14 protein-coding genes are annotated in these 13,324 nt (G+C 41.2%); 5 read left to right on the forward strand and 9 right to left on the reverse strand.

What is annotated here, in order from left to right; genetic code table 11:
* Window positions 1-188: 188 nt before the first annotated feature.
* Window positions 189-1,301, forward strand: coding sequence for a linear amide C-N hydrolase (locus tag HC733_RS20635; protein WP_190366867.1), 1,113 nt, complete (start codon window positions 189-191; stop codon window positions 1,299-1,301).
* Window positions 1,302-1,333: 32 nt separating this feature from the next.
* Here HC733_RS20635 and HC733_RS20640 read toward each other — a convergent pair whose 3' ends face one another.
* Window positions 1,334-1,780 carry a MarR family transcriptional regulator gene (locus HC733_RS20640; protein ID WP_190366868.1) on the reverse strand — a complete coding sequence of 149 codons (447 nt, stop codon included), beginning with the start codon at window positions 1,778-1,780 and terminating at the stop codon, window positions 1,334-1,336.
* 87 nt (window positions 1,781-1,867) lie between these two features.
* Here HC733_RS20640 and HC733_RS20645 point away from each other — a divergent pair, with 87 nt between their 5' ends.
* A complete protein-coding gene (locus HC733_RS20645; RefSeq protein ID WP_190366869.1) occupies window positions 1,868-2,254 on the forward strand; it encodes a hypothetical protein in 387 nt (128 codons plus the stop codon).
* A 46-nt stretch (window positions 2,255-2,300) separates the two neighbouring features.
* Here the strand turns inward: HC733_RS20645 and HC733_RS23280 are convergent, their stop codons facing one another.
* The 5 genes from HC733_RS23280 to HC733_RS20665 all read right to left on the reverse strand — a co-directional run bounded on the left by HC733_RS23280 (window position 2,301) and on the right by HC733_RS20665 (window position 7,009).
* Window positions 2,301-2,765 carry a serine hydrolase gene (locus HC733_RS23280; protein WP_238937643.1) on the reverse strand — a complete coding sequence of 155 codons (465 nt, stop codon included), beginning with the start codon at window positions 2,763-2,765 and terminating at the stop codon, window positions 2,301-2,303.
* Between the two features lie 18 nt (window positions 2,766-2,783).
* The gene (locus HC733_RS23285) at window positions 2,784-3,620 is read right to left on the reverse strand and encodes a serine hydrolase domain-containing protein (protein ID WP_238937644.1); all 837 of its coding nucleotides are present in this window, start codon (window positions 3,618-3,620) and stop codon (window positions 2,784-2,786) included.
* Window positions 3,621-3,682: 62 nt separating this feature from the next.
* A complete protein-coding gene (gene ltaE, locus HC733_RS20655) occupies window positions 3,683-4,696 on the reverse strand; it encodes a low-specificity L-threonine aldolase (protein WP_190366870.1) in 1,014 nt (337 codons plus the stop codon).
* A gap of 12 nt (window positions 4,697-4,708) precedes the next feature.
* A complete protein-coding gene (locus HC733_RS20660) occupies window positions 4,709-6,019 on the reverse strand; it encodes a metal-dependent hydrolase family protein (protein ID WP_190366871.1) in 1,311 nt (436 codons plus the stop codon).
* Window positions 6,020-6,118: 99 nt separating this feature from the next.
* A complete protein-coding gene (locus tag HC733_RS20665) occupies window positions 6,119-7,009 on the reverse strand; it encodes a LysR family transcriptional regulator (protein ID WP_190366872.1) in 891 nt (296 codons plus the stop codon).
* A gap of 171 nt (window positions 7,010-7,180) precedes the next feature.
* Between HC733_RS20665 and HC733_RS20670 the strand changes: the two genes are divergently transcribed.
* Together HC733_RS20670 and HC733_RS20675 are read left to right on the forward strand one after the other, a co-directional pair.
* On the forward strand, window positions 7,181-7,705 hold the full coding sequence (locus HC733_RS20670) for a flavodoxin family protein (RefSeq protein WP_190366873.1): 525 nt from the start codon (window positions 7,181-7,183) through the stop codon (window positions 7,703-7,705).
* A 165-nt stretch (window positions 7,706-7,870) separates the two neighbouring features.
* On the forward strand, window positions 7,871-8,458 hold the full coding sequence (locus HC733_RS20675; RefSeq protein ID WP_190366874.1) for a DUF6151 family protein: 588 nt from the start codon (window positions 7,871-7,873) through the stop codon (window positions 8,456-8,458).
* Here the strand turns inward: HC733_RS20675 and HC733_RS20680 are convergent.
* The gene (locus HC733_RS20680) at window positions 8,455-8,880 is read right to left on the reverse strand and encodes a cupin domain-containing protein (RefSeq protein WP_342366045.1); all 426 of its coding nucleotides are present in this window, start codon (window positions 8,878-8,880) and stop codon (window positions 8,455-8,457) included. The genes HC733_RS20675 and HC733_RS20680 overlap by 4 nt on opposite strands.
* Before the next feature lie 280 nt (window positions 8,881-9,160).
* On the opposite strand from HC733_RS20680, the gene HC733_RS20685 reads away from it, so the two are divergent.
* Window positions 9,161-9,577 carry a VOC family protein gene (locus HC733_RS20685; RefSeq protein WP_190366875.1) on the forward strand — a complete coding sequence of 139 codons (417 nt, stop codon included), beginning with the start codon at window positions 9,161-9,163 and terminating at the stop codon, window positions 9,575-9,577.
* A 45-nt stretch (window positions 9,578-9,622) separates the two neighbouring features.
* On the opposite strand, the gene HC733_RS20690 is transcribed toward HC733_RS20685, so the two are convergent.
* On the reverse strand, window positions 9,623-11,830 hold the full coding sequence (locus tag HC733_RS20690; protein WP_190366876.1) for an immune inhibitor A domain-containing protein: 2,208 nt from the start codon (window positions 11,828-11,830) through the stop codon (window positions 9,623-9,625).
* A gap of 318 nt (window positions 11,831-12,148) precedes the next feature.
* The gene (locus tag HC733_RS20695; RefSeq protein ID WP_190366877.1) at window positions 12,149-13,189 is read right to left on the reverse strand and encodes an acyltransferase family protein; all 1,041 of its coding nucleotides are present in this window, start codon (window positions 13,187-13,189) and stop codon (window positions 12,149-12,151) included.
* Window positions 13,190-13,324: the final 135 nt, after the last annotated feature.

Consider the following 13,324-nt stretch of genomic DNA (forward strand, 5'->3'; position numbering starts at 1 on the left):
GCCATTGGCACGTGAAAATCAAACAACAAAAACGTTAGATGGTTAACCGACTCTAAAGATGGCAATCCAAATTGAACAACCTCAGTTTTTTGAAAAACCGAGATTTTCAGAATCGACTATATAATTGCATGTAATAGAACAAAGTTGGTCACACTCATATACTTTTCCTATTCAAAAAGGAAAATATTATGTGTACCAACTTTGTAATCACTACCGAAACAAACACTAACGAACAAAATTCTTTAGCTATACCCGATGCGGTCATTGTTGGCAGAACAATGGAATTTGGTAATCAATCTGTCGCTGATGGCCAAGTTACTATCTTACCTAAAGGTGAGCTGCTTTATTCATATGGCACAGCAAAGGCAGACCACAAATATTGCATAGTGGGGGTAAACATCCATGTCACAAATGATGACGATAAAGAAGAAAACAATGATCCTGTTCTACGGCTACTTGCCAATTGTTTAACCGATGGTTTGAACGAAGAAGGGCTCACCTGTGGCTCACTATGGTTACCTGGCTCTGAGTATCTAACAACACAAAAATTTCTAGAAAGTGATATTCCCGTCTACCTATTTACCAACTGGGTACTGGGCAATTTTTCATCTGTAGAAGAAGTAAAGCGGGCTGTTAACTCAAATGATTATCGCTTTTTTGAAGTCGAAAACCTTCCTCTTCCTTTACACTTTCCTATTACAGATAAATCAGGAAAAAGCATTGTTATAGAGTTTTCTTCAAGCGATGGAGAACCCAGCGTTTACGATAATGAGCTTGGCATTTTGACTAATGCCCCAACCTATCCTGAGCAGCTAGCTAATTTAAACACTATGCTACGAGAGCATAAGTTTAGCCCATACAACCCAGCTCAAGTGCCGTGTTCAATCAAAGCACCACAAGGTGAGGGATATGGATTGGCAGGATTACCAGGTGATCCTATCCCTGCTTCTCGCTTTGTAAAAACAGCGGTTTTAAAGCAGTTTGCAACAGATGCCCAAGCTGGATATGAAATCAAAAACGCTGCGGATGCCAAAACTCTTGCTTATCATTTAATTAACTCCGTTGACTTACCAAAAGGTGTGACCCGATATGGTGATGCCCACTCAAGCGACGGCAGTGATTATACACAATGGGTTGTGGTGAAAGACTTAAGTCATGGTGAATTCCAAATCCGTAAATACGACTCGCCAATCCCCTATAAGATTGACTTTGAAACTATAAGCCAACTTAAACTAACTGAACCTATGTTTATTGATGTACCTCGAGACGCAGACGCGTTATCGCTTATACCGAATCATTAATACAAACCAGCTTGAGGTAACCCACCTCAAGCTCAATGCTTTGAACCAGCCAACAACTCAATTGATAATTGGAGCTGCTCTAAGTTAGCAATGGTCGAGTCAACGGCGTGCTGCTCCATTTGTTCACAAAACAACTTATCTAGGCCAGATAAGCACAGCCTTGCTTCAGCCATAAGTTGCTCTCCAAGCTCAGTAAACACGATAACTTTCTGTTTTCCATGCCCTGTTTTTTGCTCTAAGTACCCTAAGCTACACATTTCTTTGACTGATTTTGCAACCATTTGACGCGATACATCTAAACTTCTTGCTATTTGAGAGCCATAGTTTTCCCCACACTCCAACGCACTTAAAAAGTTCAAGGCTGAGGGGGTGGCACCAATAAACCCTTTATTTTGAAGATAACCAGAAAGATATTTTGAAATACTGTTATGCACTTTAGCCGCTTTTGACACCAATTGCAGGGCCTGACTATCAACCATAGTCACTCCTCCACTTGTCAACCTTGTTGACATAGATAACTCCACTCGCTATTCTTATGTCAACCTAGTATACATAAGGATGCACGTATGATCACATTAAAGGCTGTTTTGCGGGCAAACGCGGCTAGCTGTTTGCTATTTGCCACTATATTTGCCTTAATTCCCCAGCATGTTTCGCTATTTCTAAGTGCGGAGCACCGTGCTCCTGAGTATGTAATATGGATTTTAGCAGGCGTGTTAATGATCAATGGTTTACACCTAATTTGGGCATCATTGAGACAATCACCACCCAAATTGCTCATCTATTATTTCTCGTTTGGTGACTTTATATGGGTACTGTTATCTATTACTTTAATTTGCGCAAATACCTGGGTTACCTCTACACAAGGAAGACTGTTCACACTACTGGTCAGTGCAATAGTTGGGATAATGGGTGTATTACAACTCACGTTACAAAAAAAAACCAACCAATGAGTAAACTAAGATAAAGGCAGGCTATGATTTAAACCTGCCATTAAGATTACTTTTGCTTGATTAAGTATTCAGCTAAAGCTTGATATGCAGGTAAAGAAGTTGGGTCAATTTGCGCGTTTTTTGCAGTAGGGTAAGATGCAAACCGCACTATCACCATATTAGCCGTCGGATCGATATAAATGGTCTGCCCATGTACACCTCTCGCAGCAAAAGCTTCATGCTCGTTATGTAACATCCACCACATGCTGCGATAACTCCCCCCACTGAGTGACTTGTACCCAGCCTTACTAAAAACTTGCTTATCACCACCTTGCTTAATATTCTTCACCACGCTTTTAGGGAAGATCCGGCTATTATTAAATTCCCCTTCATTTAGCATTAATTGCCCAATACGGCCAAGATCACGCAAGCTAGCACTCAGACCACCGCCAGCAAAAGGGGTTCCTTTACTGTCTATAGTCATGTATGCATCTTGTTCAGCACCGATTTTTTGCCAAAGTAACTCTGACATTAAGGTACTGACATCTTTTCACGCTGTACGTGACACTATCCAACCTAGAGCATCAGTATTAACGGTTTTGTACGCAAATGCCTCACCATGCTCACCTTTTTGAACAACACTTTGCAAATATTCAAAATACCCCTCAGGGCCTTGATATTCTTTAGGTTTAGGTAATGGATTTGCCGCCTTAGAGTAAATCCAAATATCAGCATTTGGATCGGCATAATTTTCGCTATAATCGAGCGCCGTCGTCATATCCATCACTTGTCTAACCGTTGCACTGCCAAATGCACTTCCTTTTAGCTCTGGCACTATGCTGTCAACTTGCGCATGTTCATTTAATTTGCCCTGGGCTATTAAAATCTCAGCGAGCAACCCGGTTAGCGACTTAGTCATCGACATTGCCGCATGTTTACGCTGCTCATCAAGGCACCCTGCATACTTTTCATATACAACTTTGCCTTTATGCAGTACCAAAATACCGTCAGTATAATTAGCATCTAATGACTCTAACCAAGTCATGCTCTGCTGTTGATCTAGGGGCTTGAACGTCACAGCATCGATGTTGTTATCTAGCGCATACATTAATGGTGTAGGTACACCTAAGCCACGGCTTACGTTTTTGGTTGGCAAAAACTCCCGTATATGGCAAACAGTCCAGCGTAGCTTTGGAAAACTAAAATAATTTGACTGGGGCTGAGTGATTAACTTTTCAGGAGCCGGTGGGCTGCCCACCATCCATCCAAGCATTTTGGGATCAGATTCTTGCGCACTTAAATAGTCAGTCTCTGGCTTCGCCCAGCTTTCCGGTGCCATTGAAATAAGAGCAGAGGAAAATAAAACGGCAACGGAGATTAGTTTCATAAATTGTCCTTTTTACGGCAGCTAGTCTGCCTTAATCAGTAAAAGCTTTTCCAATAAACGACCTAAAGCAACTCAGTTCGCAATGCAGCAAGCAACTTATCTATATCATCACGGGTGATATCCTTGTGTGTTACAAAGCGCATGCCTTGGTAGCCTGGTGTGATCACTATATTCTGCGCTTTTAGTTTTTCACTCATTCGCTGAATATCAATACTCTCATCAATATCCACAAATACGATATTGGTATGTACTTGGTATGACTCTGTGCTAAACCCTTTGAGCGTATTCAACTGATGCGCTAAATATTGCGCATTGTCGTGATCGTCAACTAAACGACTCACATTATGCGTTAATGCATAAAGCCCTGCCGCAGCTAATATCCCTGCTTGTCGCATACCACCGCCGAGCATTTTTCTGAGGCGTCGCGCTTTTTGGATAAATTCACGATTACCTAGTAATAGTGACCCCACCGGTGCCCCAAGCCCTTTCGATAGGCAAATTGTCATTGAATCAAAATGCTGGCTAATCTCTTTGATATCAACGTTTAATGCAACTGCCGCGTTGTACACTCGCGCACCATCTAAATGCAACATGAGTTGATGCTTATTGGTGAACGCTCGCGCTTGTGCAAGATACTGCAAACTTAACACCTTGCCACCTATGGTGTTTTCTAAACTCAATAAGCGAGTTCTGGCAAAGTGGCTATCATCTGGCTTAATTGCTTTTTCAAGTTTGGTTAAGCACAGGCTGCCGTCAGGTTCATTTTCGATTGGTTGAGGTTGCACCGAGCCAAGCACTGCGGCCCCGCCCGCCTCATATCGATAGTTATGGGCATTTTGCCCGCACAAATACTCATCCCCACGTTCACAATGACTGAGTATGGCCAATAAATTTGCTTGCGTGCCAGAGCTTACAAATAAGCTAGCTTCAAATCCGTGGCGCGTCGCTGCCCATTGTTCCAACTCATTAACACTGGGATCATCGCCATACACATCATCGCCAACTTCAGCATTACTCATCAGTAGGCGCATTTGTTGGCAAGGCTGAGTTACCGTATCTGAACGAAAATCTATCATGCTACTGTTCTCTTAAAGTTGGTTTTTATAAACAACGCCATTTTTCATAACAAAGCTTACTTCGCTCAGCGCAGAAATATCGTCTTCAGGGTTAGCTTTAAGGGCAATAATATCGGCATATTTACCTACTTCTAAAGAACCTAGATTATTTTCTTGACCAAGTAACTTTGCCGCAGAGCGAGTTGCACTCACCAGCACTTGTTTTGGTGTCATGCCATATTCCACCATCAGCTGCGCTTCTTTGGCGTTATCGCCGTGACGAGATACGCCTGAGTCTGTGCCAAATGCAATATTAACTTTGTTTTTCAGCGCATTACGAAATGCTTGCTCGACTACAGGTGCAACTTCACGTACTTTGTCAGCAATCGCTTTTGGCATATCAGGATTACTTAGCACTTCCTCTGATACAGTATGACCTGCAAGTAAGGTGGGTACTAAATAGGTGCCGTGTTTTTTAAATAACCTAATTGACTCGTCATCTAAATAGGAACCATGCTCTATTGAGTCTACACCGGCGCGGATCGCCGCATTTACGCCTTGTGTACCATGTGCATGTGCAGCCACTTTACGACCAAGATTATGGGCAGTATTTACAATTGCGTTAAGTTCAGCATCGGTCAGTTGTTGATTCAAACCTGCGGCAGTATTGCTTAGAACGCCTCCTGTGGCAGTAATTTTGATTACGTCTGCCCCATACTTAATGACTTCTCGTACCGCGCGTTGACAATCATCAGCACCATCGCAAATACCAAGACTGGTACTTATGGCCTCCGTTAGGTCGTGGCGATATCCATGCATGTCACCATGACCACCCGTTGCAGATACCGCGTTACCCGATGCAAATATTCTTGGACCCACGATGAGTTGCTTTTCTACAGCGCGTTTAAGTGGAAATATAACTTGGTATTTAGCTCCTAAATCTCTAACACTGGTAAAGCCCGCATCCAGTGTTTTTTGTAAATAAGGGATCGATTTTAGCGCATAATCCGCGTCATCCTGCGTTAACCAAGTATGAGGGTTTACATTTTTGTCGCGCTCAAAAGTTAAATGCACATGCATATCTATCATGCCAGGCATAACATAGTAGTCTTTAAGATCGTAAAGTTTCACATCTTTAAGGCCTAGCTTTTCAGGTAGTACATAGCCATCATGGATAGCTGATACCTTACCCTCTTCAAGTACCAATGTTTGTTTGCTCAGTGCTGTAGCTTCTGGCTTAACTAATACCTTTCCGGCATAAATCACCCCATCCACTTTTGCAAGTGCTGCAAAATTTACTAGCGACATACTGCAAAGCAGCCATCCTGCCTTTATTGTTTTCATTTTTATCTCCTCTTCGACAGATAGTGTTAATACCATATTGGCCACTACCTGTTTTTTATTTGCGCTCAACGGCAGAGTTTTAGTTAGATCACCGCTTAGTTAATTGTTGGGTGAACTGCATAAATATCTTAATTGTTCAATAAACGCTTTTGCAGCAACCCCGAGACGATCACTGTCTTGAAACACTAAATACAACGCACTTGAACGCGTCGCATTGTGAGTGAGCGGTAACTGTTTTAGCTGGCCATTTTCTAATTGATCAGAAATCGCGCTTGCTGGCAGCCAAGCAAATCCCAGCCCCTCACAGATCATATCGATTGAAGTTCGCAGATGGCTTACCGTCCATCTCTGATTTGCCTCCAGCCACCCTGAGTCTGAGCGTTTATTATGCGCAGAATCTCTAATCACTATCTGGCGGAATGACTTAAGATCTTCAAACGTCAACGGCCTGTTATATTGCTGCAAAGGGTGAGCAGGACTAGATACAGCCACAAATTCAACGTTACACAGTTGCTCGCTAAATCCACTTGCTAAACTCATTGGAGAAATAGCAATATCGGCTTGATTGTTCTCAACCAACTCATGTGCGCCACTTAAAATCGACTCAAATAGTTCAATCCTAAGCAGTGGGTATTTTTCAGATGTGCTATCGAGTGCTTGATAAAGCGTTTGTTTTGCAAAAACTTCATCCACCGCAATGCGCAGCGATGTTTCGACTCCCTTAGCCAGCGTGTGCCCAACAGATTCAACTTTTTGCGCTTCATCTAATAGGTAATTAGCACGACGGAGCAACATTTGCCCCGCTTCGGTTAATCGCGTTTTTCGACCTTCTACATAAAATACTTTAACACCCAGTGAATGTTCTATTTTGCTCACTGCGGTATGAATACTCGATTGGCTTTTATGTATCTGCTCAGCGGCTTGGTTAAAGCCACCATGTTCGGCCACCATACGAAACATTCGCCACTGCTCAAGAGTAATTCTTAGCATGATGCAGTACTTTCCTTTAATTTTCCTGTAGATACACAGCTAGTAAAGCACATCGATGTTATGGGGTGAATGCTTTTTTTAGCTAAATAATTATAAAAAAGCCTTTACCTAAAGTTAGGTTGAGCTTTTACGCTAGACAAAAATTAAAACAGCTTCCAAAAGGAATATCTAATGCGTAAAACGGTTATTTTATTTTCAAGCGCCAACAAAAACGGCAATACATCTAAACTCGTGAATCAAGTTATAGCTCAGTTGCACAGCGAGCACGTTAAGTTATTACCAATCGACGAGCTAGAGTTTTCCGACTATTGCTATTCTAATCAATATGCCAATGATGATTTTTATCTTATATCCGATGCTTTAAACTGGGCCGACAATATCGTTTTTGCCTCACCTATTTATTGGCATAGTGTGAGTTCAAATATGAAACGCTTGATTGATCGTATGACCGAGTTGACAGAAAACCCAACCATCAAACCTATCGGTAAAGGCTTAAAAGGCAAGCAAGGATATGTATTAACAACCTCTGCCCACGAGCAGGTTTGTGAGATATTTTCAGGCTTTTTTGACAAACTATTTGGCTACTTTGGTATTAACAATAGCGGTTTACTTCATGTGCCTTGTAACAATGGTTTTGCGTTAACCACAAATACGCTTAATCAATTTACACAACATCTTCATAGTCAAAAAGCATAAGGGCTAACTAAGTTACCGCTCACTTAAGATGCGAGATTCTGAAACTAGTTCAGAATGACGAAGTAGAGTCACATTGACGCAAAGGCTTTACTTTGTGAAATAGGGGGATTAATTTGATAATATTAACCGAGCTTTACTTTAGCATATAAATTAAAGGATTAAGGTATGGATCAAGTTATATCATCTACATTATCTCTGAGTTGCCAATGCAAAAAAACTAGAGCGCAGGTTGAGCCAATTTCACCTAAGCAAGCCAATCATCTCACCTGCTATTGCAGCGACTGCCAAAAGTTTGCTGCTGCGCTTAATCGCAAAGAGGAAGTACTCAATCAATATGCTGGAACAACCATAGTACAGGTGCCTATTGCACACTTTAAATTCACCGAAGGGAAAGAGCACCTAGCCTGCTTAAGGCTTACTGAAAAGGGACTCTATCGCTGGTATGCAAAGTGCTGTAACACCCCTATTGGCAATACTCTCAACGCTGGGTGGCCATTTATCGGCATCATTCATAGCTTTATCGACGATGATAAACTGGTTGAAAAAGCAGGAAAAATGAAAGGCTCAGTCCATATCAAAGAAGCAACGGGTAAAATACCTGAGCAACTACTAGGCCCTCAAGGGCATACCAAGCTGTTGCTCGCCACGTTGCAAAAGCTTGCACTTTGGAAACTACAGGGCAAAAACAAGCCGAGCGAGTTCTTTGATAATAATGGCCTGCCGGTTGTGGTTGCGCACATCCAAGCACACTAATCGGTGTGCTTGATACTCAAAGGCTGCCCCTCTATTCCAGCATAAAAGACCAAGATCTCTACAGGTGTGTCACCTTCGTTTTTTCCTTCATGCCATTTTCCAACCAACTCAATAATTGGCTCTCCTGCAGATAATTTGAGTACTTTACCGTCTTCTGAACGCACGCTTAGTTCGCCCGATAACATCACACCGGCATTAATCATCGGGTGCTTATGCTTTACAACCGTTGCGCCAGCAGGAATGGTAACTTTTAAAATTGTTATCTCAGGTTGCCCATCAGGATAGCTTGGCAGTACAGCACCGTCCCAGCTTTTGGTACTTTTTGAGATGACTTCAAACGATACTGACGCGTCTTGTGCAACAGCACTTTGGTGTATGAAAAATCCCGCTGCGACAGTCAAAAGAAAATGTTTATAGCCCACTTTTATACCTTTTTAAATTGAGAGTTTTGCAGATCACGCATTGAATTGCATGACTATATCTTAAACGTGCCAATCAAAATACATCAACTTACTCCATATCTGTCTTTGGCAAAAAAATTTAAAAAACACCTTTACCTTAAGTTAACTTGAGGTTTTAAAGTTAACGCATATCAACGGGAGGTGCTTAATGAATAACCATTTAAATATTATTAATCAAAACCTTATTGAAAAAATTTTTGAGTTATTAACGGATACGATGAAAAATAAATAGGAGAAAACCATGCGCTTAGAACATGTGAACTTGGTGGTATCAAACTTAGAAAAAGCCCTTCATTTCTATCAAGCTGCGTTTCCTCATTGGCATATACGCAGCGAGGGACACGGCGAATGGTATGGAAAAGCAAGGCATTGGTTACATCTTGGAGATGACTATAATTATATCGCCTTTAGCGACCACGGAGAGGGTAGCAATCGAAAGCTTGAGGGGCATCAAATTGGGTTAGGGCATTTTGCTTTTGAAGTGAATAACCTAGATGCGCTGATCACTCGACTTGTCGCTGCAGGCTACCCTGTAGATAAGGGAAGTGACGCTAACCCGCACAGAAGAAATGCTTACTTTATTGACCCTGATGGGTTTGAAGTTGAGTTTGTGCAATACCGCAGCGATCTGCCAGATGAGCGAAATAACGATGATTAACTTACCAAAGGCGACACGATCACAACCGTGCCGCCTTGTTGTTTATTACCAAACTTTTGAAATTCTAATTGATGCTACTGACTTATCCTCGCTTTGCTCCAATACATCAATAATGATGCCTTTTTTCGGAATATTGCGACCTGTCGCGGGGCGAAGATAGTTAGAGTAATCGTCCCAGTCGATGAAACGAGGATTATTATTGATAAACGGGTCTGACAACGTAACGCCACTTATAATGCTTTTCCAATCAAAAGGTTCTTGAACGTCTAAGCTAAACGCAGCATCTCGGATCTGCATTACTGAGCCGGCCATTTCACCTGTGCTATACAAAATAGGATTTCTGTCAGCATCAACTAGCCCCAACCAACCTTCACCAGGGTGATCTGCAACATGGTTATCGCCTTGTTGAACAGAGCTTGTGCCCCCACTCAATTGTGGGCGGTATGAAGTATCAACATACCAAACAAGCATACCTGGAGAATAACTTGCACCACGCGCAGCATTTTTTAAAGCTTCATCAACACCAAAGTGCTGACGCCACTCAACCAGATAATAATGAGGGTAGTCAAATTCACCTGTTGACGCTTCAAAACCATTTATAGCAAGACCTGAGTTGTTTTTGTTGTCAGCATCATAGTCAACCAAAACCTCTGACTCAGCCATTACTTTGATGTCATCAAAGATAACGCCTATATGCCCGGTGTTAAACGTCCAATATTGCAAAGAAACCGTAACTTTTTGGCCCGCGAAGTAAGTTAAATCAAACTCTGCATCACGAGGACCGTTAGAGCGCCCCGCAAACCCAGGACCTATATACTGAGAAAAGCGACTTAACATATCGGTAAAATTACCATTTACGACATGCAGGTCTCCATTGGCATCCGTTACACGCACTTGAATTAAAGAGTTATTTTTATCCGTTTTATAGTCAGTAACAAATGTTAAAACAGCTTCAGACTTCGCACTTAAGTCAACTTCGAAATCAAGCGTTTTAATGGCTAAATCAGAGCCTGTAACAGGTGAGCTGATAAAACCTTTATTATCACTTGGTAAAAGCTCTTTAACGGTCTTATCTTTCAAGTCAATGCGAATATAGTCATTGTTATTACCACGTACCGATGCAGCATCTAATTTATAAACACTGCCTGCTGAGGTAAGTTCATTCTCATGGATATCAGTGCCAACGAACCAATTTCCACCCATAGAAGATTGCAAATACTGCTTAGCAAAAGGACTCATTCCTGTCGGTGCCGTTCCTCTGATATCTCCACCGTATGACCCTGATGACATCACTGACCAGAAGCCAACTAATGAGCCTGGCGCTTTATCAATGTCTCCCAGTCCATCCTCGGTGTAGTTAACATCGTACTCATCAGGCAAACCTAAATCATGACCATACTCATGTGCCGATACACCTGCCGCACCATCAACTGGCTGCAATGTATAATCGTGAATTCTATATCCCGTGGTGCCAACTGGTTGAAAACCAACCGCAGAACGGTGCGACCAAATAGCATCTGTACCCAAAGCCCCACCTCCTGCAGCTTGATCAATTGATGAGTGATAAATCATCACATGATCTAAAATGCCATCAGGCTCTCTTAAGTCACCATCACCATCATAATCGTAACGGTCTTCTTGGTCGAAATAGCTCAAATCTACAGTTGGGTCATTCGCAAGCTGATTTATTGCCTCCATAACAAGTGCCTGAGCGTTGCTATCAACTTGCCCTGCTTGGCCTGGAGCACCATAGTAAGCAGCGTTGTTTGCTGCGGTATACCAACCGAACACCTTACCTTCAACTTGATATGAACCACCACTTTGATCTAGATAGTACTGTTTCATACTCATCAAATTTTGACCGCTCGGTCCTGCGTAACCTGTGCTAGAAAACAACATGTCACGATAATGTTCAACCGAATAATCTGAGTAGTAGTTTTTAGTTAGATCTGGGGTAACAGCGTTTACAGGGTAGTCTGGGAAATCTATCAAAATTGCCAGCACACGGTCAGTCGTCACTGCACCTTGCCACGCTCTACCTGTTGCTTTGAAAGGTTTTGAGTTGTCAAAACCAGAACCACTGGCCTTACCACGTGCCACATTCCACTTGGTTTTTAATATTTGATTGCGTTCAATTTCAGCTTTACCGCCATTATTTTCTAATAGAGGTTTAATTGTGATGTTTGAGCTAGTGGCATGTGCACCACTACACGCAAGTGATACTACAGCAGCTAATAGTGCTTTTTTCTTCATCTTGGCATCCTAATTTTATTGTTATTGTTTAACAGTTGTACCCATTAGGAGTGCAAAATACATTCACCCAGTTTGCATTGTCAATTTATTTATAATTATTTAACAAGAAACATTTATTCCTATTAACAAAGATACTCATAATAAAATGTCATTTATATTAATATAATTTTATTTTTCAATTATTTGTCTTAAGTAAAATACCCATGTTGAGTTGTGGCGAGTTAATTAAGTCAACTATAATACCAATGCAAAAAACAGACTAAGCGTTAAGCCATAGCCAAGATATGTCTCTCAAGACTATGGCAGATAATCAGCGCGCTAACTTGCAGAGTTAGCCCTATGCATTGCGACTTTACCACTGGCGCGTTTTCTAATCACTTTTGCAATTGGCTTTTCAAAAAGTCGGAAAGATAGATAGGCGACAAAAATACTCAACAGTAGTGACACTATTAGCTTTTGTTCAACCGTTAGGGCCAAAGTGTTGACCATTTCAATGATCGGCATATGTAATAAATACAACGAGTAAGATATCTTGCCGATAAAATCTCCAAATCTATTTGCCAGCAAAATATTGTTATCAGGCACTAAGAACACAATACAAAAAAACACGGTAGCCATTACAAATAACACTTCATAACTTAACCACATCCTATTTTTAGCGTCCGATGTGATAGGCGAAAATTCAGGATACATCAATGGAATTAAACACAACGCTAAAATAAACCAATGGCTACGCAAATAAATAGGTATTTCAGCGCGCTTATAGTGCAGACCAAAAATTACCCCAATAAAGAAAAACGGCAAGGTTCTTAAAATGCTAAATAGATTGTATGGAATACCATAGAAGTCACCGAATATCTTCGGGAAATTAGTGAAAAATAGCAGTAGCATAACGGCAATTGTCACTACATAAATATAGCCTTTTCTATATTGTGAAACTGACCATAGCAAAGCAAAGATCAGGTAAAAGTGAACCTCTGGGGGGATAGACCAAAGCACGCTCTCACCATATATGAATAACAAATGGCCAATAAGCGTATTAAAATCAGCGATGTTATAAAGCACGTTTTTGTCGGCTTGAGTAAAAAAATAAGAGGCAAACACAATAGCTAAGTAAAGAGGAATAACTCGGCCTACCCTCGCCAAAAAATAGTCTGTTATGTTTTGTTTATTACACGGCTTGTCTAAATACAAGTGTGCCATTAAAAAGCCGCTCAGTAAAAAAAACAGCATAACCCCATAAGCCCCAGAGCCACCACCTAAAGCACCACCGAGCCAATTAGTTATATCACTAAAATGAGTAAAAAAAACGGTAAGCGCAGCAAGTGCCCTAAGTGTATTTAATTTCCTTATCTGCATGTAAAAAGCAGGCTCCCTTAAGAACTATTCTTTATGAAAGGCAACAATCCTATAACTTATTTCAATAAATACAATAGTTTACTTTTTAATATGCTTTTATACAGCTAATCATGAGTCATTTGTTAAATATAATGT

Source organism: Pseudoalteromonas sp. S16_S37 (assembly GCF_014694405.1).
GTDB lineage: Bacteria > Pseudomonadota > Gammaproteobacteria > Enterobacterales > Alteromonadaceae > Pseudoalteromonas.

Excerpts from the sequence above, each read along its gene's own strand:
- HC733_RS20695 (WP_190366877.1), bottom strand. The coding sequence starts at position 13,189 with ATGCAGATAAGGAAATTAAATACACTTAGGGCACTTGCTGCGCTTACC.
- HC733_RS20635 (WP_190366867.1), top strand. The coding sequence starts at position 189 with ATGTGTACCAACTTTGTAATCACTACCGAAACAAACACTAACGAACAA.
- HC733_RS23285 (WP_238937644.1), bottom strand. The coding sequence starts at position 3,620 with ATGAAACTAATCTCCGTTGCCGTTTTATTTTCCTCTGCTCTTATTTCA.
- HC733_RS20660 (WP_190366871.1), bottom strand. The coding sequence starts at position 6,019 with ATGAAAACAATAAAGGCAGGATGGCTGCTTTGCAGTATGTCGCTAGTA.
- HC733_RS20685 (WP_190366875.1), top strand. The coding sequence starts at position 9,161 with ATGCGCTTAGAACATGTGAACTTGGTGGTATCAAACTTAGAAAAAGCC.
- HC733_RS20640 (WP_190366868.1), bottom strand. The coding sequence starts at position 1,780 with ATGGTTGATAGTCAGGCCCTGCAATTGGTGTCAAAAGCGGCTAAAGTG.
- HC733_RS20645 (WP_190366869.1), top strand. The coding sequence starts at position 1,868 with ATGATCACATTAAAGGCTGTTTTGCGGGCAAACGCGGCTAGCTGTTTG.
- HC733_RS20690 (WP_190366876.1), bottom strand. The coding sequence starts at position 11,830 with ATGAAGAAAAAAGCACTATTAGCTGCTGTAGTATCACTTGCGTGTAGT.
- HC733_RS20665 (WP_190366872.1), bottom strand. The coding sequence starts at position 7,009 with ATGCTAAGAATTACTCTTGAGCAGTGGCGAATGTTTCGTATGGTGGCC.
- ltaE (WP_190366870.1), bottom strand. The coding sequence starts at position 4,696 with ATGATAGATTTTCGTTCAGATACGGTAACTCAGCCTTGCCAACAAATG.
- HC733_RS23280 (WP_238937643.1), bottom strand. The coding sequence starts at position 2,765 with ATGTCAGAGTTACTTTGGCAAAAAATCGGTGCTGAACAAGATGCATAC.
- HC733_RS20670 (WP_190366873.1), top strand. The coding sequence starts at position 7,181 with ATGCGTAAAACGGTTATTTTATTTTCAAGCGCCAACAAAAACGGCAAT.
- HC733_RS20675 (WP_190366874.1), top strand. The coding sequence starts at position 7,871 with ATGGATCAAGTTATATCATCTACATTATCTCTGAGTTGCCAATGCAAA.